General features: G+C 61.9%; 17 protein-coding genes. 9 read left to right on the top strand and 8 right to left on the bottom strand.

Features of this window, described 5'->3' with window-relative positions:
- Positions 1–195: 195 nt before the first annotated feature.
- The 8 genes from HX793_RS12620 to HX793_RS12585 form a co-directional block, all read right to left on the bottom strand.
- Entirely contained in the window at positions 196–1,197 is a 1,002-nt protein-coding gene (locus HX793_RS12620) for a diguanylate cyclase domain-containing protein (RefSeq protein WP_016977907.1), read from the bottom strand.
- A 51-nt stretch (positions 1,198–1,248) separates the two neighbouring features.
- Positions 1,249–2,259 carry a chemotaxis response regulator protein-glutamate methylesterase gene (locus HX793_RS12615; RefSeq protein WP_016977908.1) on the bottom strand — a complete coding sequence of 337 codons (1,011 nt, stop codon included), beginning with the start codon at positions 2,257–2,259 and terminating at the stop codon, positions 1,249–1,251.
- Entirely contained in the window at positions 2,256–4,526 is a 2,271-nt protein-coding gene (locus HX793_RS12610) for a hybrid sensor histidine kinase/response regulator (RefSeq protein WP_177053331.1), read from the bottom strand. Before HX793_RS12610 ends, HX793_RS12615 begins: the two co-directional genes overlap by 4 nt.
- Positions 4,523–5,224, bottom strand: coding sequence for a chemotaxis protein CheW (locus HX793_RS12605; RefSeq protein ID WP_016977910.1), 702 nt, complete (start codon positions 5,222–5,224; stop codon positions 4,523–4,525). Before HX793_RS12605 ends, HX793_RS12610 begins: the two co-directional genes overlap by 4 nt.
- The gene (locus HX793_RS12600) at positions 5,221–6,480 is read right to left on the bottom strand and encodes a CheR family methyltransferase (protein ID WP_177094818.1); all 1,260 of its coding nucleotides are present in this window, start codon (positions 6,478–6,480) and stop codon (positions 5,221–5,223) included. The genes HX793_RS12605 and HX793_RS12600 overlap by 4 nt, the downstream gene beginning before the upstream one ends.
- Entirely contained in the window at positions 6,477–6,989 is a 513-nt protein-coding gene (locus HX793_RS12595) for a chemotaxis protein CheW (protein ID WP_177053329.1), read from the bottom strand. The genes HX793_RS12600 and HX793_RS12595 overlap by 4 nt, the downstream gene beginning before the upstream one ends.
- Positions 6,989–8,611, bottom strand: coding sequence for a methyl-accepting chemotaxis protein (locus tag HX793_RS12590; protein WP_177053328.1), 1,623 nt, complete (start codon positions 8,609–8,611; stop codon positions 6,989–6,991). Before HX793_RS12590 ends, HX793_RS12595 begins: the two co-directional genes overlap by 1 nt.
- A 149-nt stretch (positions 8,612–8,760) precedes the next feature.
- The gene (locus HX793_RS12585) at positions 8,761–9,471 is read right to left on the bottom strand and encodes a tellurite resistance TerB family protein (RefSeq protein WP_028619109.1); all 711 of its coding nucleotides are present in this window, start codon (positions 9,469–9,471) and stop codon (positions 8,761–8,763) included.
- 168 nt (positions 9,472–9,639) lie between these two features.
- Between HX793_RS12585 and HX793_RS12580 the strand changes: the two genes are divergently transcribed.
- The 9 genes from HX793_RS12580 to HX793_RS12540 all read left to right on the top strand — a co-directional run bounded on the left by HX793_RS12580 (position 9,640) and on the right by HX793_RS12540 (position 21,676).
- Positions 9,640–10,551, top strand: coding sequence for a LysR family transcriptional regulator (locus HX793_RS12580; protein ID WP_003209548.1), 912 nt, complete (start codon positions 9,640–9,642; stop codon positions 10,549–10,551).
- A 132-nt stretch (positions 10,552–10,683) separates the two neighbouring features.
- Complete coding sequence (locus HX793_RS12575) at positions 10,684–12,141, top strand: gamma-aminobutyraldehyde dehydrogenase (protein WP_177053327.1); 1,458 nt, start codon at positions 10,684–10,686, stop codon at positions 12,139–12,141.
- Between the two features lie 72 nt (positions 12,142–12,213).
- Entirely contained in the window at positions 12,214–13,365 is a 1,152-nt protein-coding gene (gene ydcS / locus HX793_RS12570) for a putative ABC transporter substrate-binding protein YdcS (protein ID WP_177094820.1), read from the top strand.
- Between the two features lie 211 nt (positions 13,366–13,576).
- Positions 13,577–14,611 carry an ABC transporter ATP-binding protein gene (locus tag HX793_RS12565; protein WP_016977917.1) on the top strand — a complete coding sequence of 345 codons (1,035 nt, stop codon included), beginning with the start codon at positions 13,577–13,579 and terminating at the stop codon, positions 14,609–14,611.
- Position 14,612: 1 nt separating this feature from the next.
- Positions 14,613–15,542: an ABC transporter permease gene (locus HX793_RS12560; RefSeq protein ID WP_016977918.1), complete on the top strand. Its 930-nt coding sequence runs from the start codon at positions 14,613–14,615 to the stop codon at positions 15,540–15,542.
- Positions 15,532–16,341, top strand: coding sequence for an ABC transporter permease (locus tag HX793_RS12555; protein ID WP_012722540.1), 810 nt, complete (start codon positions 15,532–15,534; stop codon positions 16,339–16,341). Before HX793_RS12560 ends, HX793_RS12555 begins: the two co-directional genes overlap by 11 nt.
- A gap of 21 nt (positions 16,342–16,362) precedes the next feature.
- Positions 16,363–17,787 carry a gamma-aminobutyraldehyde dehydrogenase gene (locus HX793_RS12550; protein WP_177094822.1) on the top strand — a complete coding sequence of 475 codons (1,425 nt, stop codon included), beginning with the start codon at positions 16,363–16,365 and terminating at the stop codon, positions 17,785–17,787.
- 63 nt (positions 17,788–17,850) lie between these two features.
- Positions 17,851–19,713 (top strand): NAD(P)/FAD-dependent oxidoreductase, encoded by a 1,863-nt coding sequence (locus tag HX793_RS12545; RefSeq protein ID WP_177094824.1) that lies wholly within the window; start codon positions 17,851–17,853, stop codon positions 19,711–19,713.
- A gap of 337 nt (positions 19,714–20,050) precedes the next feature.
- Positions 20,051–21,676 carry a glucan biosynthesis protein D gene (locus tag HX793_RS12540; protein ID WP_016977922.1) on the top strand — a complete coding sequence of 542 codons (1,626 nt, stop codon included), beginning with the start codon at positions 20,051–20,053 and terminating at the stop codon, positions 21,674–21,676.
- Positions 21,677–21,684: the final 8 nt, after the last annotated feature.

Below are 21,684 nucleotides of genomic sequence, written 5' to 3'. Positions count from 1 at the left end.
CTGGGCCAAGGATGGCCCATCGCGGCGGCCCACGGATTCAAGCCGGAGTGAGGGCACACCGAGCCTAGGCGAGGTGCCGAGTGTTGGGGCGAAGCGTTTTTGGTTACTTTTTGCGCTCTTCAAAAAGTGACCCGCTGTAAGAGCGGAACCAATCGCAGCCGTTACCGCAGCAACGGATATGTACCCAAAAACGCCCTACTCAATCCCCACCTGATTCCGCCCATTATGCTTAGCCGTATACAACCCCTTATCCGCCGCCAAGATCACCTGCCGGCAATCCGTCCCCTGCTGCGGCGTCATGGTCGACAACCCAATGCTAATCGTCAGACTCGACCCCTCAGTCGGCGCGTTATGCGGAATCTTCAGAGCAGCCACCGCCATGCGCAGCTTCTCGGCCACCAACCGCGCCCCGCCCGGCGAGGTATTAGGCAGCACCAGGGCAAACTCCTCACCCCCATAGCGTGCCGGCAAATCCGAAGGCCGACTGCTCGCCTCACGAATGGCCGCCGCCACCTTGCGCAACGCCTCATCCCCTTCAACATGCCCAAAGCTGTCGTTATAGGTCTTGAAGAAATCCACATCAATCATCAACAACGACAACTGAGTCTGATCACGCATGGCCCTACGCCACTCCAGCTCCAGGTATTCATCAAAGTGACGACGGTTGGACAACCCGGTCAGGCCATCGGAGTTCATCAACCGTTGCAGCACCAGGTTGGTGTCCAACAGCTGTTGCTGGCTGACCCGCAACGCGCGATAAGCCGCATCCCGCTGCAACAGGGTCATGTAGGACCGCGAGTGATAGCGAATGCGCGCCACCAATTCGATGTTATCCGGCAGCTTGACCAGATAATCATTGGCCCCGGCAGAAAAGGCCGCGCTCTTGATCAGCGGATCTTCTTTGGTGGACAGCACGATAATCGGGATGTTCGCAGTGGCCGGGTGATTGCGGTATTCACGCACCAGGGTCAGGCCATCAAGGCCCGGCATCACCAGATCCTGCAGGATGACCGTCGGCTTGATGCGGATCGCCTGGGCAATTGCCTGGTGCGGGTCGGCGCAGAAGTGGAAGTCGATATTTTCTTCATGGGCCAGGCCACGCCGCACGGCTTCGCCGATCATGGCTTGGTCGTCGACCAGCAACACCATGGCGGCATTTTCGTCGGTCTTGATGTCGTCGATCTGTAAATCATTCATGTGCAGTCACCTGAATTACTACCTGCCAGCCAGCACCGCGAGAAGTCTTGTTCATTTTGCAAAGACCTCCAGCAATCGGGGTGCAATTCTATCCAGTGGGCGAATTTCAACAGCAGCATCAATTGCCGCCGCCGCTTTGGGCATGCCATACACCGCCGAGCTTTGCTGATCCTGGGCGATGGTCAAATAACCTTGTTCACGCAGCAACTTGAGGCCCTGAGCCCCGTCGCGCCCCATGCCGGTCAGCAATACGCCGACCGCATCGCCATTCCAGTGGCTGGCCACGCTTTCGAAAAACACGTCGATCGAAGGCCGGTAGATCTCGTTCACCGGCTCCGCGGTATAGGCTAGCGTGCCATTTTTCAACAGACGAATGTGGTGATTGGTGCCGGCCAGCAGCACCACGCCACTTTGCGGGGGTTCGCCTTCACGGGCCAGGCGCACCGGCAGGCCGGAGGCGCTGCCCAGCCACTCGGCCATGCCGGCAGCGAACACCTGATCCACATGCTGCACCAGCACAATGGCGGCGGGAAAGTCCCGGGGCAAGCCCTTGAGCAGGATTTCCAGGGCCGCCGGGCCACCGGCCGACGAACCGATCGCCACCAGGCTCTGGCGTTTACCGGTGATTCGCGGCGCAACGGTTTCAGCACGTACGCGGCTACCCCGTTGGCCGATCAACCAGCCAATGTTGAGGATCTTGCGCAGCAACGGCGCCGCCGCATCCTTGGGGTTGCCCACGCCCAGGGGCGGTGTGTCCACCACGTCCAGAGCACCATGCCCCATGGCTTCGAACACCCGGCTCACGTTGGCCTGGCGGTCGACCGTCACGATGACGATAGCGCACGGGGTCTGCGCCATGATCCGTCGCGTGGCCTCCACGCCATCCATTACCGGCATGATCAAGTCCATCAGGATCAGGTCCGGCGTCAGTTCTGCACACTGCTGCACCGCCTCCAGGCCATTGGCAGCCACCCAGACGACTTGATGCGCAGGCTCGAAGCTCAAGGCACGGCGCAAGGCTTCCACCGCCAGGGGCATGTCATTGACGATCGCAATCCTCATGCCCTCGCGCCTCCGATCAGTTCCACCACGGCGTCCAGCAGGGCGTCATCGTGGAAACTGGCTTTGGCTAAATAATAGTCGGCGCCGGCGTCCAGTCCACGACGTCGGTCTTCTTCGCGATCCTTGTAGGACACCACCATCACCGGCAACGATTGCAGGCGACTGTCACGGCGCAAGAGTGTGACCAATTCAATACCGTCCATACGAGGCATATCAATATCAGTGATCAACAGGTCAAAGTCTTCGGAGCGCAAGGCGTTCCAACCGTCCATGCCATCGACCGCTACGGCCACTTCATAACCACGATTGAGTAACAATTTGCGTTGCAGTTCACGCACGGTCAGCGAGTCATCCACCACCAGCACCCGTTTGCGCGGCGTTTCGGTGGCCTGCTGGCTACGCCGTGCGATACGTTCCAGGCGGCCGGTGTTGAGCAGTTTGTCCACCGAGCGCAGCATGTCTTCGACATCGACGATCAACACCACCGAGCCGTCATCGAGCAACGCGCCTGCGGAAATATCCTGGACTTTGCCCAGGCGATCATCCAGCGGCAGCACCACCAGTGTACGCTCGCCGATGAAACGCTCCACGGCAATCCCATACACGGCATCGCGCTCGCGGATTACCACGACCTTCAAGGTGTCCGACGGACTCTGCCCTGCTGGCCTCTGCAGCAACTGGCTCGCGGCGACCAGGCCGACATGCCGGCCTTCGTGCCAGAAATGCTGGCGACCTTCCAGTTGCACGATATCGTCCGGCGCCAGGTCGCACATGCGCTCAATGTGGGCCAGTGGGAACGCGTAGGCTTCCTCGCCGACTTCCACCACCAGGCTGCGCACCACCGACAGGGTCAAGGGCACTTCCAGGTGGAAGCGACTGCCCTGCCCCGCCGTCTGCTCCAGCACCACCGCGCCACGCAGTTGGCGCACCATATGCTGCACCGCGTCCAGGCCGACGCCGCGCCCTGACACTTCGGTGACCTTGTCGCGCAGGCTGAACCCTGGCAGGAACAGGAACGTCAGCAACTCTTCTTCGCTCAGGCGCAGAGCGGTTTCCAGCGGCGAAAGATGCCGGTCGACGATGGTGCCGCGCAGGCGTTCCAGGTCGACGCCATTGCCGTCATCGCTCAATTCCAGTACCAGCAAGCCGGCCTGATGGGACGCGCGCAGGCGGATCAGGCCTTCAGCCGGCTTGCCTGCGAGCAGACGTTGCTCAGGCATTTCGATGCCGTGGTCGACCGCATTGCGCAACAAATGGGTGAGCGGCGCTTCGAGTTTTTCCAGCACGTCGCGGTCGACCTGGGTCTTTTCGCCCTCGATCTCCAGGCGCACCTGCTTGCCGAGGCTGCGGCCAAGGTCGCGCACCATGCGCACTTGCCCGGCCAGGACATCGGCAAACGGACGCATGCGGCAGGCCAGCGCCGTGTCATACAGCACCTGGGCGCGCTGCCCGGCCTGCCAGCCGAACTCATCCAGCTCGGCGGTTTTTTCCGCCAGCAGGGCCTGGGCTTCGCTGAGCAGGCGGCGGGTGTCAGCCAGTGCTTCCTGGGCTTCCAGGTTCAGATTCTGGGTCTTGAGTTGCCCGTCCAGCGTATCCAGGGCCCGCACGCTCTGGCTTTGAATACGTTTGAGGCGTTGCAGGCTGGCCAAATACGGCTTGAGCCGCTGGGTTTCCACCAGGGATTTGCTCGACAGGTCGAGCAGGCTGTTCAAGCGCTCAGCGGTTACCCGCAGCACGCGCTCGCCGCCTTCGGTCATGCGTTTGTTCTGCCGCGGCGGCTCAGCAGCCACTGGCGGTGCGGGCTCGGGCTCCGGCGGCTGCTCTTCAACGACAGCCGCCGGTTCTGGTGGCGGCGGCGCAGGCTTGACCGGCGCCTGGGATGGATCCAACAGGCGCTCCATCAACGCCACATAGGCTTCGATATCCGCCGGCCCCACGTCATTGCCGGGCGTAGCGATGCGCATCAACAGGTCGGTGCCTTGCAGCAACGCATCAATATGTTCAGGTTGCAGGTATAGGCGGCTTTCCTGGGCACTGACCAGGCAATCTTCCATCACATGGGAGACGCTGACCCCGGCGTCTACCCCGACGATACGCGCCGCGCCCTTGAGCGAGTGCGCAGCGCGCATGCAAGCCTCAAGCTGGTCGGCCTGGGTCGGGTTGCGTTCCAGGGCCAGCAGGCCCGCGCTCAGGACCTGGGTCTGCGCATCGGCTTCCAGGCTGAACAGTTCCAGCAGCGAGGCATCACGCATCTGGTCGGGGGTCATGTGAGGCTCCGGGTCACGGCGGACAACAATTGCGCCTCGTCCAGCCACCGCAGGCTGCGGCCTTTCCACTGCAACACGCCTTGGGTGTAGCGCGCGCTGGCCTGGGTGCCGGAGGCCGAAGCCGCCTTCAAGGTGCGCTCATCGATGGCGTGGATCCCGTCGACTTCATCCACCGGCACCACCACCGGGCCATCCTGCGCGGCGATGATCAGCATGCGCGGCATGATGCGGCCACCGCTGGCGCCGTTGCTGGTGACGTCCAGGCCGAGCAGTTCCACCAGCGACAGGCACGCCACCAGCGCTCCCCGCACATTGGCCACGCCGAGCAAGGCGCGCGAGCGTTGGTGCGGCAGGGAATGAATCGGTTGCAGCGGCGCCACCTCCACCAGGCAACGGGTGGCAATGCCCAGCCATTCTTCGCCGAGACGGAACATCAGCAAAGAGCGGGTGACCACATCTTCACCCAGCTCGACAGCCGCATGCGGGCGATGCGCGTCTTGCTGCAAGGCGTAGCGGTCCAGCAACCGCGTGGCTGCTGCCGAGTACACCGAGCAATTGCGGCAATGGATATGGTCCGCCAGCAACGGGCAGGATTTGTCGCCATGGATGCCGATGCGGTTCCAGCAGTCGTCGATGGCTTGGGTGTCGGCCAGGGTCAGGTCCAGGCCGGCGGTGTCGAGCGCCTCGGTGTTACTCATCGTTTGGACTCACTGTCAGCTCGCTCGCTACGGGCGGCCCGCGCCTGCAAGCGGCGCGCTCCCGCACTGTCGCCCTGGGATTCGAGCAACGCGGCCAGGTGCATCAAGGCCTGCGGGTGCTGGGGTTCCAGGTACAAGGCTTTTCGATAATAACCCTGGGCTTCCAGGGCGCTGCCGGCCACGTCGCTGAGCAGCCCGAGCCAGTAGAACACCTGGGCGGCCGGCGGGTGGTTGCTCAAATACTGCTCGCACGCGGCGCGGGCTTCAGCACTCTTGCCTTCATTGGCCAAGGTGGCGATGCGACTGAGCAGGTCACCCGCATCGGTGTGCGGCGCCTTGATCGGCACCACTTGGGCGCTGACCGTGCTGAACGGCCGTGGCTTACTTGGAATCGGCGCTGCACTGCGTTGCGGGATGGGCGCGGCGATCGGCACAAACACGGGCGCTGGTGTTACCGGTTCGGCATGCCGACTGAAGGCAAACGACTGCGGCACCCCAATCGAACGCATGCCGTGACGCCCCAACAGGCTGCCCTCAGCCGGGCCGATAAACAGCACGCCGTCCACATGGGTCAGGCCCTTGAGCACGTCGAACACTTGCTTCTGCGTCGGTTGGTCGAAGTAGATCAGCAGATTGCGACAGAACACGAAGTCGTAGCTCGCTTCATTGGCCAGCAAGCCCGGATCGAGCAGGTTGCCCACTTGCAGGCGCACCTGCTCGCGTACTCGGTCGGCAATGTGGTAACCATCGCCATACTCGGTGAAATGGCGGTCGCGAAAGGCGATATCGCCCCCACGAAACGAGTTCTTGCCATACACCCCGCGCCGCGCACGCTCCACCGACAGCGGGCTGACATCCAGGCCCAGCACCTTGAACTGGTGCGGCGCGAGGCGTGCGTCCAGTAATGCCATGGCAATCGAATAAGGTTCTTCACCGGTGGAGCACGGCAGGCTGAGGATGCGCAGGGCGCGCATCTGCTTGATTTCGATCAGGCGCGCCTTGGCCAGGCGGGCCAGGGTCGCAAACGATTCCGGATAACGGAAAAACCAGGTTTCCGGGACGATCACCGCTTCGATCAGCGCCTGCTGCTCATCCTCGGAACTTTGCAGGTGCTGCCAGTACTCGCCGGCCGTTTGCGCACTGACGGCCTGGCTGCGCTGGCGCACCGCGCGTTCGATGATGGCTTCGCCCACCGAGGCGACGTCCAGGCCGATGCGCTCTTTAAGGAAGGCAAAGAAACGCGGATCGCTGCTCATAGGCTCAGCTCGGCAGAAAACAGTACAGCGCGCACCTCATCGGTGAGCAGGTCTTTCACGCCAATCCATTGCATCAAGCCCAACGCGTCTTCGCGCACCGGCCCCAGATACGGCGCCTGGCGGTTGTCGAGGCCGTAGGGCTGAAACTCCGCCGGATCACAACGCAACGTGTCGGTGGCCTGCTCCAGGATCAGTCCGAGCCAGCGCGCTTCAATCCAGGGCTCGGGCTGGTAATTGACCAGTACCAGCCGCGTGCTGGTGCGCGCCTGGGCGGCGGTGCCGAAGGTCAAGGCACTGAGGTCGATTACGGGCACCAGCGCGCCACGGTGGGCAAAAATGCCTGCCACCCACAGCGGCGCATGGGCGATGGGTTTCAACGGCAGGCGCGGCAGCACCTCGGCCACTTCGGTGGCCTTGAGGGCGTAACGTTCGTTGCCGATGCGGAACACCAGGAACAACGCCTTTTTCGCTGCCGGGACGGCACCGCGTTTAGCCGCGAGGTCGCTCATCAGACTTTGAAACGCGACACGCCGCTGCGCAGACCGACCGCCACCTGGCTCAGCTCATCAATGGCAAAGCTGGCCTGGCGCAGGGACTCGACGGTCTGGCTGCTGGCATCCCCCAGTTGCACCAGGGCGTGGTTGATCTGCTCGGCGCCGGTGGCCTGGGCCTGCATGCCTTCATTGACCATCAACACGCGCGGTGCCAGGGCCTGCACCTGATGGATGATCTGCGACAACTGCTCGCCGACTTGCTGCACTTCGAACATGCCACGACGCACTTCTTCGGAGAACTTGTCCATGCCCATCACGCCGGCGGACACCGCCGACTGGATCTCGCGCACCATCTGCTCGATGTCGTAGGTAGCCACGGCAGTCTGGTCGGCCAGGCGGCGCACTTCGGTGGCGACCACGGCAAAACCGCGACCGTATTCACCAGCCTTTTCGGCCTCGATCGCGGCGTTGAGCGACAGCAGGTTGGTCTGGTCGGCGACCTTGACGATGGTCACCACCACCTGGTTGATGTTGCCGGCCTTCTCATTGAGGATCGCCAGCTTGGCGTTGACCAGATCCGCCGCGCCCATCACCGAGTGCATGGTTTCTTCCATGCGCGCCAGGCCTTGCTGGCCGGAACCGGCAGCCACCGAGGCCTGGTCGGCGGCGGTGGACACTTCAGTCATGGTGCGCACCAGGTCTTTGGACGTGGCGGCGATTTCGCGGGAGGTGGCGCCGATTTCGGTGGTAGTCGCAGCCGTTTCAGTGGCGGTGGCCTGTTGCTGCTTGGACGTGGCGGCAATCTCGGTGACCGAGGTAGTAACCTGCACCGAAGAACGCTGGGCCTGGGACACCAAGGCCGTCAGCTCGGTCATCATGTCGTTGAAGCCGGTTTCGACGGCGCCGAACTCATCCTTGCGCTCCAGGTTCAAGCGTTTGCTCAGGTCGCCGTCGCGCATGGTTTCGAGGATGTCGACGATGCGCTGCATCGGCGCCATGATCGCGCGCATCAGCAGCAGGCCGCACAGGCCGGCGGCGAGAATGGCGACGACCAGCGATACAAACATGCTGATTTTCGCGGCGGAAACTGCATCATCGATTGCGTTGGTCGCACGGTCGGCGACGTTTTTGTTCTCGGTGATGATGTCGTTGAGCTTCATGCGGCCTGCGGTCCAGGTCGGCGTCAACTGCGTATCGAACTCTTTGCGTGCGGTCGCCAGGTCACCGCGTTGCAGGCTGTCGAGCACCGTGGACAGGCTCTTGTTGTAGGCCTGGTGCAGGGCTTCGAATTTGTCGAACTCGGAACGGTCTTCACTGCCGGCAATGGTTTTATCGTAGTTGCTCATCTGCTGCAGGATGCGCGCTTCAAAGGACTTGAATTCCGCCCGATCAGCGTCACTCAGCTGCTTGTTCTCACGCAGGCCCAGCAATTCCAGGGTCTGCAGGTAGCTGTCGACCCACGCGCTGCGAATCATGGAACTGAGATAGACCCCCGGCACTGCATCATCGCGCACCGCGACTTCGCTGGTTTCGATCTTCAGCAACCGTGAATAGGAGACCACAACCATTAACAGCATGATGGCGATAATGACCGCAAAGCTTGCCAAGATCCGTTGGCGCAAGGTCCAGTTCTTCACAGTAATTCCTCGAAGGGCCGATCAAATGCGGGGGAGTATAGCTGAGCAGAAGCCCTCATTTATCAACGGGTTTTGATGTAGCGCTCACAGAATGCAAAAACACCCCGGGCCTTTAAGGCATCCGGGGTTTTTTCGATATAGCGATAGGGTCAGAGTGAGGCCTGGCGCACCTGTTTTTCCAGTTCCAGCTTCAAGCCTGGCTCCAGTTTCAGTTGGCGCGCCAGTTCATCGAGGTAGGCCTTTTCCATGAAGTTTTCCTCGTCCACCAGCATCACGCTGGCGATGTACATCTCGGCGGCCATTTCCGGCGTACCGGCCGCCCGCGCCACGTCAGCCGGGTCCAGGGGCTTGTTGAGCTCGGCGTGCAGCCAGCTTTGCAGCTCGCGGTCGTTGTCCAGCTTGGTGAATTCGCCTTCAATCAATTCGCGCTCGCGCTCATCCACATGGCCGTCGGCCTTGGCGGCGGCGACCAGCGCCTTGAGAATGCCTTGGCTGTGTAGCTCAACCTGGGCCGGTGGCAGGCGGTCAATGGTCTGCGGCTCACCTTTCGGGGCGTTGGCCTGTTGCGCCTGCCAGTTGCCATAGGCTTTGTAGGCAATGACACCCAACGCCGCCAGACCGCCGTAGGTCAGGGCCTTGCCGCCGAATTTGCGGGCTTTTTTGTTGCCCAGCAACAGGCCCATGGCGCCGGCTGCCAGGGCGCCGCCACCTGCGCCACCGAGCAGGCTGCCCAGGCCGCCTCCGCCGAGCAAACCGCCCAGTGCACCTTTGTCGTCCTGCTTACGCTGGCCGCCAGCCTTGTTCTGCAACATGTCCTGGCCAGACTTGAGCAACTGATCGAGCAATCCACGGGTATTCATTCGTAGCCTCCAGACACTAGGGTTCATAGGACCAATAGGCTCCCAGCGTAAAACTAAGTGCCAAAAAGCCTCGATCTAGAGTGCTTCCAGATGTAACGCGGTCGCCCTTCGCTTAAATCGATATACACTCGAACAAATCTATAAAAACACCCCACTGGTAATTCCAGCATGATGACCTTGCGTCAAATCCGGCATTTTATCGCCGTGGCCGAGACCGGCTCGATCTCCGCCGCCGCGCAGACGGCGTTCATTTCCCAGTCCACCCTGACCCTGGCGATCCAGCAACTGGAGCAGGAAATCGGCGTCAACCTGTTCAACCGTCACGCCAAGGGCATGACCCTGACCCACCAGGGCCATCAATTCCTGCGTCAGGCGCACCTGATCCTTGCCACCGTCGACAACGCCAAGCGCAGCCTGCAACAGAGCACCGACCAGGTCGCCGGGCAATTGATCATTGGCGTAACCAGCCTGGTGGCCGGCTATTACCTCGCGGACCTGCTGACGCGATTCCAGCGCGCCTACCCCAATGTGGAAATCCGTGTGATGGAAGATGAGCGCCCTTATATCGAGCATTTGCTGGTCAGCGGCGAAATCGATGTGGGCGTACTGATCCTCTCCAACCTTGAAGACCGCCACGCCTTGCAGACCGAAGTCCTCACCCACTCCCCGCATCGCTTGTGGCTACCGGCACAACATCCACTGTTGGAACACGACAGCATCAACCTGGCCGATGTGGCGCGTGAACCGCTGATTCAGCTGAATGTGGACGAAATGGGCCACAACGCCCAGCGCATGTGGACCGGCGCAGGCCTGCAACCGCGCGTGACGTTGCGTACCGCCTCCACCGAAGCCGTGCGCAGCCTAGTGGCCGCGGGCCTCGGCGTGTCGATCCAGCCGGACATGACCTACCGGCCTTGGTCGCTTGAAGGCGACATTATTGAAGCGCGGCCGATTGCCGACCTCAGCCAGACCCTCGACGTGGGCCTGGCCTGGCGCCGTGGCACCGCGCGCCCAGCGCTGGTGGACCCGTTCCTGACCGTCGCCCGCGAACAGCCGCACCCACGCAAGCCATCTATTTAATCGAATGCTGCATTCAGTATTTAGTATTTGTTGACCTCGCGCCTGACCTCTAGTCTCTGTGCATCCATAAGAGAAAGGTCAGGCCCTCGTAAGAGAACGCCCATGGCCACACAAGAAAAGAGATCGCGAAAAATGTCCGGCGCGCCCACCCCGCTGCTCACTGCGTTGCTGATCGACGGCGAACTGGTCCAGGGCCAGGGTTTTGCCGAGCCGATCCTCAACCCGGCCACCGGTGAAGTCCTCACCCAGATCGCCGAAGCCAGCACCGAGCAAGTCGAAAGCGCGATCCTCGCCGCCCACCGCGCCTTTGCCGGTTGGTCGCGGACCACGCCGCAACAGCGCTCGAACATCTTGCTCGGCATCGCTGACGCCATCGAAAAACAAGCCGATTACCTGGCCCGCCTGGAATCCCTGAACTGCGGCAAGCCGTTGCACCTGGCGCGTCAGGATGACTTGAGCGCCACCGTGGATGTGTTCCGCTTCTTCGCCGGTGCGGTGCGTTGCCAGACCGGCCAGCTCAGCGGCGAGTACCTGCCGGGCTACACCAGCATGGTGCGCCGCGATCCGATTGGTGTGGTCGCCTCGATTGCGCCGTGGAACTACCCGCTGATGATGGCCGCATGGAAAATCGCCCCGGCCCTGGCCGCCGGCAATACCCTGGTGTTCAAGCCTTCGGAACACACGCCGCTGTCGATCCTGGCCCTGGCGCCCGTGCTTAAAGAGCTGCTGCCACGTGGCGTGATCAACATTTTGTGTGGCGGCGGCGAAGGCGTCGGCAGTCACTTGGTCAGTCACGCCAAGGTACGCATGGTCTCGTTGACCGGCGATATCGTCACCGGGCAGAAAATCCTGCAAGCCGCCTCCAAGACGCTTAAGCGCACGCACCTGGAACTGGGCGGCAAGGCGCCGGTAATCGTCTGCAACGACGCCGACCTGCAAGCCGTGGTCGAAGGCGTGCGCGCCTACGGTTATTACAACGCCGGCCAGGATTGCACCGCCGCGTGCCGCATCTACGCCCAGGCCGGTATCCACGACAAACTGGTGGCTGAGCTGGGCGCAGCGGTCAGCAGCCTGCGTTTTGCCGGCAAACGCGATGCCGACAATGAACTCGGCCCGCTGATCAGCACGCGCCAGCGCGACCGCGTCGCCAGTTTTGTCGAGCGCGCCCTCGGCCAGCCGCATATTGAACGCATCACCGGCGCCGCCGTGCATTCCGGCGCGGGCTTCTATTACCAGCCCACCTTGCTCGCTGGCTGTAAACAGAACGATGAAATCGTGCAGCGCGAAGTGTTCGGCCCGGTGGTCACCGTGACCCGCTTCGACGAGCTGGAACAAGCAGTGGACTGGGCCAATGACTCCGAATACGGCCTGGCCTCCTCGGTGTGGACCCAGAACCTGGACAAGGCCATGCAGGTGGCGGCGCGCCTGCAATACGGCTGCACCTGGATCAACAGCCATTTCATGCTGGTCAGTGAAATGCCCCACGGCGGCTTGAAGCGCTCTGGGTATGGGAAGGATCTGTCCAGCGATTCGCTGCAGGACTACAGCGTGGTGCGCCACATCATGGCGCGCCACGGTCAGCATCTTTAAAACAACAACTAAGCTGTTGCGTTACCGGCTTCAAACACTGCCCCGACCATAATTAAAGAAGAGGGAACCCCCATGTCTGCGCACAAGACCGCACTGCTCAGTGCCCTGACTACCGCGCTGCTGGCCAGCGCCAGCCTCCAGGCCGCCGAACCGCTCAAAGCGGTGGGCGCCGGTGAAGGCCAGTTGGATATCGTCGCCTGGCCCGGTTATATCGAACGTGGCGAAAGCGACAAGGCCTACGACTGGGTCACCGGTTTCGAGAAGGAAACCGGCTGCAAGGTCAACGTGAAAACCGCCGCCACCTCGGACGAAATGGTCAGCCTGATGGCCAAGGGCGGGTATGACGTGGTGACCGCATCGGGCGATGCGTCGCTGCGGTTGATCGTCGGCAAGCGGGTGCAGCCGATCAACACCTCACTGATCCCCAATTGGAAGAACATCGACCCGCGCCTGAAAGATGCGCCGTGGTATGTGGTCGGCCAGCAAACCTACGGCACCCCGTACCAGTGGGGCCCGAACGTGTTGATGTACAACACCAACGTGTTCAAGACCGCGCCCACCAGCTGGAACGTGCTGTTCGACGCGCAGAACCTGCCGGACGGCAAGCCGAATAAAGGCCGTGTGCAGGCGTATGACGGCCCGATCTACATTGCCGATGCGGCGCTGTACCTCAAGTCGACCAAGCCGGAACTGGGCATCCAGAACCCCTATGAACTGACTGAAACCCAGTACAAGGCCGTGCTCGAACTGCTGCGCGCACAACAGCCGCTGATCCACCGCTACTGGCACGACACCACCGTGCAAATGAGTGACTTCAAGAATGAAGGCGTGGTGGCCTCCAGCGCCTGGCCGTATCAGGTCAACGGCCTGCAGAACGAGAAACAGCCGATTGCCTCGACCATTCCAAAGGAAGGCGCCACCGGCTGGGCCGACACCACCATGCTGCACACCGAGGCCAAGCACCCGAACTGCGCCTACAAGTGGATGGACTGGTCGCTGCAGCCGAAGGTCCAGGGCGATGTCGCCGCCTGGTTCGGTTCGCTGCCGGCCGTGCCTGCGGCGTGCAAGGAAAGCGAACTGCTCGGCGCCGAGGGGTGCAAGACCAATGGTTTCGACCAGTTCGAAAAGATCGCCTTCTGGAAAACCCCTCAGGCTGAAGGCGGCAAGTTCGTGCCGTACAGCCGCTGGACCCAGGATTACATCGCGATCATGGGCGGCCGCTAGTTCCTGAACTGAAAGAGAACCCTGTGGGAGCTGGCTTGCCTGCGATGGCATCACCTCGGTGCAACAGACACACCGAGGCGCCTGCATCGCGGGCAAGCCCGTCTCCCACAGAAAAGCTCCCACATTTCATTTGCGTTAACAGATTCCCAGATTTTTCAGAAGTCCAGGCCGGGCCGCTGCGACGACCCGCGCCTTTTTGGAGCACCGCACCATGACGCTTGCAGTCCAATTCACCCACGTTTCCCGTCAGTTCGGCGAAGTGAAAGCCGTTGACCGGGTTTCCATCGATATCCAGGACGGCGAGTTCTTTTCCATGCTCGGCCCTTCCGGCTCGGGCAAGACCACCTGCCTGCGCCTGATCGCCGGGTTCGAGCAGCCGAGCGCAGGCTCGATCCGTATCCATGGCGAGGAAGCCGCCGGCTTGCCGCCGTATCAGCGTGATGTAAACACTGTGTTCCAGGATTACGCGCTGTTCCCCCATATGAATGTGCGCGACAACGTGGCCTACGGCCTCAAGGTCAAGGGCGTGGTCAAGGCAGAACGCCTGAACCGCGCCGAAGAGGCGCTGGCCATGGTCGCCCTCGGCGGCTACGGCGACCGCAAGCCGGTGCAACTCTCCGGCGGGCAACGTCAACGGGTCGCCCTGGCCCGCGCCCTGGTCAATCGTCCACGGGTGTTGCTGCTGGACGAACCCCTGGGCGCCCTCGACCTCAAGCTGCGCGAGCAGATGCAAAGCGAGCTGAAGAAGCTGCAACGCCAGTTGGGCATCACCTTTATCTTCGTGACCCACGACCAGACCGAAGCGCTGTCGATGTCCGACCGCGTCGCCGTGTTCAACAAAGGCCGCATCGAGCAAGTCGACACCCCGCGCAACCTCTATATGAAACCGGCCACGTCGTTCGTCGCCGAGTTCGTGGGCACCTCCAACGTGATTCGTGGCGAACTGGCCCAGCGCCTCAGCGGCACTGCGCAACCCTTCTCGATCCGCCCGGAACATGTGCGATTTGCCGAAGGCCCGTTGGGCGTTGGCGAAGTGGAAATCAGCGGCTTGCTCCACGACATCCAGTACCAGGGCAGCGCCACACGCTATGAACTGAAACTGGAAAACGGCCAGGCCCTGAACATCAGCCGCGCCAACAACCAGTGGCTGGACACCAGCGCCGGCCACCAGGTTGGCCAGACCCTCACCGCGCGCTGGGCCCGTGAAGCCATGGTGCCGCTGACCGACATCGCAGGCGAGGTGTGACATGAGCCTGGCCCTTTCCCAACCGCCGATGCGCAGGTTTTCCAACCTGCTGTACCGCAAGCCCAACCTCTACCTGGCGATGCTGCTGGTGCCGCCGCTGATCTGGTTCGGCGCGATCTACCTCGGTTCGCTGCTGACCCTGCTCTGGCAAGGCTTCTATACGTTTGACGATTTCACCATGGCGGTCACCCCAGACCTGACCCTGGCCAACTTCGCCGCGCTGTTCCAGCCGTCGAACTTCGACATCATCGTGCGCACCCTGAGCATGGCGATCGTGGTGTCGATCGCCAGCGCCGTCGTTGCGTTCCCGATCGCCTACTACATGGCGCGCTACACCACGGGCAAGACCAAGGCGTTCTTCTACATCGCGGTGATGATGCCGATGTGGGCCAGCTACATCGTCAAGGCGTATGCCTGGACCTTGCTGCTGGCCAAGGGCGGCGTGGCGCAATGGTTCGTGCAGCACTTGGGTTTGGAGCCGGTGTTGCAGTTCGTGCTGGGCATTCCCGGCGTGGGCGGCAGCACCTTGAGCACCTCGCACCTGGGGCGCTTCATGGTGTTCGTCTATATCTGGCTGCCGTTCATGATCCTGCCGATCCAGGCGTCGCTGGAACGTTTGCCGCCGTCGTTGCTGCAAGCCTCGGCGGATCTTGGCGCCAAGCCGCGCCAGACCTTCATGCAGGTGATCTTGCCGCTGTCGATTCCGGGGATTGCCGCCGGCTCCATCTTCACCTTCTCGCTGACCCTGGGCGACTTCATCGTGCCGCAGCTGGTGGGCCCGCCGGGTTACTTCGTCGGCGGCATGGTCTACGCCCAGCAAGGCGCCATCGGCAACATGCCCATGGCCGCAGCGTTCACCCTGGTGCCGATCGTGCTGATCGCGGTTTACCTGTCCATCGTCAAACGCCTGGGGGCCTTCGATGCACTCTGAAAAATCTTCCATGGGTCTGAAGATCGCAGCTTGGGGTGGACTGGTTTTTCTCCACTTCCCGATCCTGATCATCTTCCTCTACGCCTTTAACACAGAAGAAGCGGCGTTCAGCTTCCCGCCACAGGGCTTCACGTTGAAGTGGTTCAGCGTGGCCTTCGCCCGGCCGGATGTGCTGGAAGCGATCAAGCTGTCATTGCAGATCGCGGCCATCGCCACACTGATCGCCATGGTGCTCGGCACCCTGGCCTCAGCGGCGCTGTATCGCCGTGAGTTTTTCGGCAAGCAAGGCGTGTCGTTGATGCTGATCCTGCCGATTGCGCTGCCGGGGATCATCACCGGTATCGCGTTGCTGGCGACCTTCAAGACGCTGGGTATCGAGCCGGGGATGTTCACCATCATCGTCGGCCACGCGACCTTCTGCGTGGTGATCGTCTATAACAACGTCATCGCCCGCTTGCGCCGCACCTCCCACAGCCTGATCGAAGCCTCGATGGACCTGGGCGCCGACGGCTGGCAGACCTTCCGCTACATCATCATGCCCAATCTGGGCTCGGCGCTGCTGGCCGGCGGCATGCTGGCCTTTGCGCTGTCATTCGACGAAATCATCGTCACCACCTTCACCGCCGGCCACGAACGCACCTTGCCGTTGTGGCTGCTCAACCAACTGAGCCGCCCACGGGATGTGCCAGTGACCAACGTGGTCGCGATGCTGGTGATGCTGGTGACGATGTTCCCGATTCTCGGTGCCTATTACCTGACACGCGGCGGTGAAAGCGTGGCCGGGAGTGGCGGTAAATAATTGTTTGAAGAGGACATGGCGATGCAAACCAAACTGCTGATCAATGGCCAACTGGTCGAAGGCGAAGGCCCGGCCCAGGCGGTATTCAACCCGGCGCTCGGCCGCGTGCTGGTAGAGATCAACGAAGCCAGCGAAGCCCAGGTCGACGCCGCCGTGCGCGCAGCCGATGCGGCTTTCGAAAGCTGGTCGCAAACCGCGCCCAAGGACCGCTCGCTGCTGCTGCTGAAACTGGCGGACGTGATCGAAGCCCATGGCGAAGAGCTGGCCAAGCTGGAATCGGACAATTGCGGCAAGCCCTACAGCGCCGCGCTGAACGATGAGATCCCGGCGATTGCCGACGTATTCCGCTTCTTTGCCGGCGCCAGCCGTTGCATGAGCGGCTCGGCCGGCGGCGAATACCTGCCCGGCCATACCTCGATGATCCGCCGCGACCCGGTGGGGGTGATTGCGTCCATTGCACCGTGGAACTACCCGCTGATGATGGTCGCCTGGAAAATCGCCCCGGCCCTCGCCGCCGGTAATACCGTGGTGCTCAAGCCGTCGGAGCAAACCCCGTTGACCGCGCTACGCATGGTCGAATTGGCCGCTGAAATCTTCCCGGCCGGTGTGCTCAACCTGGTGTTCGGCCGTGGGCCAACCGTCGGTAGCCCGCTGGTGAACCACCCGAAAGTGCGCATGGTGTCGCTGACCGGCTCCATCGCCACGGGCGCAAACATTATCTCCAGCACCGCCGACAGCGTGAAGCGCATGCACATGGAGTTGGGTGGCAAGGCGCCAGTGATCATCTTCAACGACGCGGACATCGACGCCGCCGTGGACGGTATTCGTACTTTTGGCTTCTACAACGCCGGTCAGGATTGCACGGCGGCCTGTCGGATTTATGCGCAAGCGCAGATCTACGACAAGTTTGTCGAGAAGCTCGGCGCGGCGGTCGCCAGCATCCAGTATGGCTTGCAGGATGATCCGGCTACCGAATTGGGCCCGTTGATTACCGCGCAGCATCGCGACCGCGTCGCGGGCTTCGTCGAACGCGCCGTGGCGCAGCCGCACATTCGCCTGGTCACCGGTGGCAAGGCCGTGGAAGGCAATGGTTTCTTCTTTGAGCCGACCGTGCTGGCTGACGCGCAGCAGGACGATGAGATCGTGCGCCGCGAAGTGTTCGGGCCGGTGGTGTCGGTAACCAAGTTCAACGATGAAGCACAGGTACTGGGCTGGGCCAATGATTCGGACTACGGCCTGGCGTCGTCCGTATGGACCGCCGATGTAGGACGCGCCCACCGCTTGGCCGCACGCCTGCAGTACGGCTGCACCTGGGTGAACACCCACTTCATGCTCGTCAGCGAAATGCCCCACGGCGGTCAGAAACTGTCCGGTTATGGCAAGGATATGTCCGTGTACGGGCTGGAGGACTACACGACCGTGCGCCATGTGATGTTCAAGCACTGACGATTTAACCCGGCATCCTCCCTGGATGCCGGGAACCTATAACAATAATTTTCAGGATCCCCCATGGATATCACCCGCCGCGACTTCCTCAACGGCGTCGCCGTCACCATCGCCGCCGGCATGACCCCACTGCAACTCCTGCAAGCCGCTCCCGATGGCCGTTACTACCCACCCGCCCTCACCGGCCTGCGCGGCAGCCATGCCGGCTCGTTCGAAGTGGCGCACCAGATGGGCTGGGAAAAGAAGGGGTTCGACACCGACACACTGCCAATCACTGAGGACTACGACCTGGTGGTCGTGGGCGGCGGCTTGAGTGGTTTGTCGGCGGCCTGGTTCTACCGCGAGAAGCACCCCAAGGCGAAGATCCTGATCCTGGAAAACCACGACGACTTCGGCGGCCACGCCAAGCGCAATGAATTCCAAGCCGGAGGTCGCATGATCATCGGCTACGGCGGCAGCGAGGCGCTCCAGTCGCCCAACCACCTGTACAGCCAGGAAGTGAACGGGCTGTTGAAAAAGCTCGGGGTGAACATCAAGCGCTTCGAAACCGCCTTCGACCGCCAGTTTTATCCGGGCCTTGGGCTGTCGCGCGGGGTGTTTTTCGACAAGGAAAACTTCGGCGAAGACAAACTGGTGACCGGCGATCCGACGCCAATGGTGGCCGACGATATTGCACCCGACCAGTTGAATGCCCGCGCCATCCACGACTTCATCAATGACTTCCCCTTGCCAGCGGCAGACCGCCTGGCCCTGATCGAACTGCACACCGCGCCCAAGGATTACTTGCCGGGCAAGACGGCCGAAGAAAAGGCCGACACCCTGGCGGCTACCAGCTACCGCGATTTCCTGCTCAAGAACGTAGGATTGTCGGAGGGCGCAGTGAAGTACTTCCAGAGTCGCACCAATGACTTCATGGCGTTGAGCATCGATGCCGTCGCTGCTGCTGACGCTTATAGCGTGGGTTTCCCAGGCTTTGCCGGGATGAACCTGGCGCCGATCAGCGAAGAAACGGCAGCGGAAATGGAAGAGCCCTACATCTACCACTTCCCGGATGGCAATGCGTCGGTGGCGCGGTTGCTGGTGCGCAGCCTGATTCCGGGCGTGGCGCCAGGGCACACCATGGACGATATCGTGCTGGCGGCGTTTGACTACGCCAAGCTCGACCAGCCCAAGGCGGCCGTGCGCTTGCGCTTGAACAGCACGGCGGTCAGCGTGCGTAACGTCGGCAGCAGCGTGCATATCGGCTACAGCCGTGGCGGACAACTCGCACAGGTGCGCGGCAAACGCTGCATCCTGGCCTGCTACAACATGATGATCCCGTACCTGTTGAAGGACCTGCCGGCGCCACAGGCTCAAGCCCTGAGCCAGAACGTGAAGTACCCGCTGGTGTACACCAAGGTGGTGATCCGCAATTGGCAGTCGTTCCAGAAGTTGGGGGTGCATGAAATCTACGCGGCGACCCAGCCTTACAGCCGCATCAAGCTGGATTACCCGGTGAGCATGGGCGGCTACGACCACCCGCGCGACCCGACGCAGCCGATCGGCTTGCACATGGTCTACGTACCCACCAGCCCCAACAGCGGCATGAACGCCCGCGACCAGGCCCGCGCCGGGCGGGGCAAGCTCTATGGGCAGACGTTCGAGCAACTGGAAGCGCAGTTGCGTGACCAGTTGCAACGCATGCTCGGGCCGGGTGGGTTCAACCATGAGACCGACATTCTGGCGATCACTGTCAACCGCTGGTCACACGGTTATGCGAGCTTCTCCAACAGCTTGTTCGACGATGCGGACCAGAGCGAGGCGTGGATGAACCTGGCGAAAAAGCCGGTGGGGCATGTGAGCATCGCCAACTCGGACGCGGCGTGGAGTGCGTATGCGCATGCGGCGATTGATGAGGCTTACCGGGCTGTGGGCGAAGTGAGCTGAAATACAGTCTAAATGTGGGAGCGGGCTTGCTCGCGAATACGGTGGATCAGTGAAAGCTGTATCAGCTGACACACCGCATTCGCGAGCAAGCCCGCTCCCACATTTGATCGTCATAAGGTTCAAGGAAAGTGTTCGGCCACAGCGCTGGAAATGTCTTGTCGCACTTGCAACGCCATCACCCCGCTATCAATCAATTTTCCTACGTCATCGAACCGCTTAAGCTATCCGGCGTCTGTTTAATGTCCGTTGCGTTTGGTCGAAGGCATGTCCGAACCGTAATTTCTGATCCGATACGTGCCAGGAACGGCGCGGGATTTGCTCACGACAGGTTGTCTCTATGCACCGCAGGAATTTGCTCAAAGCGTCCATGGCCATTGCGGCTTACACCGGTTTGTCGGCCAGCGGCCTGCTTGCCGCCCAGGCCTGGGCCGGGAACCGTGCCGCTGATGGCAAGGCCGTGGCGTTCGATTTCGACTCGCTCAAGGCCCAGGCCAAACAACTCGCCGGGACCGCTTACAAGGACACCAAACAGGTGCTGCCGCCAACACTGGCGACCATGACCCCGCAGAATTTCAACGCCATCGGCTACGACGGGAACCATTCGTTGTGGAAGGAATTGAACGGCCAACTGGACGTGCAGTTCTTCCACGTCGGCATGGGCTTCAAGACGCCGGTGCGCATGCACAGTGTCGACCCCAAGACCCGCGAAGCCCGCGAAGTGCATTTCCGTCCATCTTTGTTCAACTACGAAAAGACCACGGTCGATACCAAGCAATTGACCGGTGACCTGGGTTTTTCCGGCTTCAAGCTGTTCAAGGCGCCGGAGCTGGACCGCCATGACGTACTGTCGTTTCTCGGCGCCAGCTACTTCCGCGCGGTGGACAGCACCGGGCAGTACGGTCTTTCGGCCCGTGGCCTGGCCATCGACACCTACGCGAAAAAGCGCGAGGAGTTCCCCGACTTCACGCAGTTCTGGTTTGAAACGCCGGACAAGAACGCCACACGCTTCGTAGTCTACGCCCTGCTCGATTCGCCGAGCGCCACGGGTGCCTACCGTTTCGATATCGACTGCCAGGCCAACCAGGTCGTGATGGCGATCGACGCACACATCAACGCGCGCACCACCATCGAACAACTGGGCATCGCGCCGATGACCAGCATGTTCAGTTGCGGCACACACGAACGGCGCATGTGCGACACCATCCACCCGCAGATCCACGATTCGGATCGCCTGGCCATGTGGCGCGGCAACGGCGAGTGGATCTGCCGCCCGCTGAACAACCCGGCCAAGCTGCAATTCAACGCGTTCGCCGACAAAGACCCGAAAGGCTTCGGCCTGGTGCAGACCGACCATGAGTTCGCCAGCTACCAGGACACCGTGGACTGGTACAGCAAGCGCCCGAGCCTGTGGGTAGAACCGACCACTGCATGGGGCGAGGGCTCTATCGATCTGCTGGAAATCCCTACAACCGGTGAGACCCTGGATAACATCGTGGCCTTCTGGACCCCGAAAAAACCCGTGGCGGCCGGCGACTCGCTCAACTATGGCTACAAGCTGTACTGGAGCGCCCTGCCGCCGGTGAGCACGCCGTTGGCGCAAGTCGACGCGACTCGTTCAGGCATGGGTGGTTTTACCGAGGGCTGGGCACCGGGCGAGCACTACCCACCGGTGTGGGCGCGCCGTTTTGCCGTGGACTTCAAGGGCGGCGGCCTGGATCGCCTGCCACCGGGCACCGGGATCGAACCGGTGGTGACCTGCTCCCATGGCGAAGTGAAAGACTTCAGCGTACTGGTGCTGGATAACATCAAGGGCTACCGCATCCTGTTTGACTGGTACCCGACCAGCGACAGCGTAGAGCCGGTAGAACTGCGCCTGTTCATACGCACCCAGGACCGCACCTTGAGTGAAACCTGGTTGTACCAGTACTTCCCGCCGGCTCCGGACCAGCGTAAGTACACCTGATTGACCGC

It is taken from the genome of Pseudomonas reactans, from assembly GCF_013387025.1.
GTDB lineage: Bacteria > Pseudomonadota > Gammaproteobacteria > Pseudomonadales > Pseudomonadaceae > Aquipseudomonas > Aquipseudomonas reactans.
The sequence above is the reverse complement of the archived record's forward strand: the minus strand, read 5'-3'. Positions and strand labels throughout refer to the sequence as shown.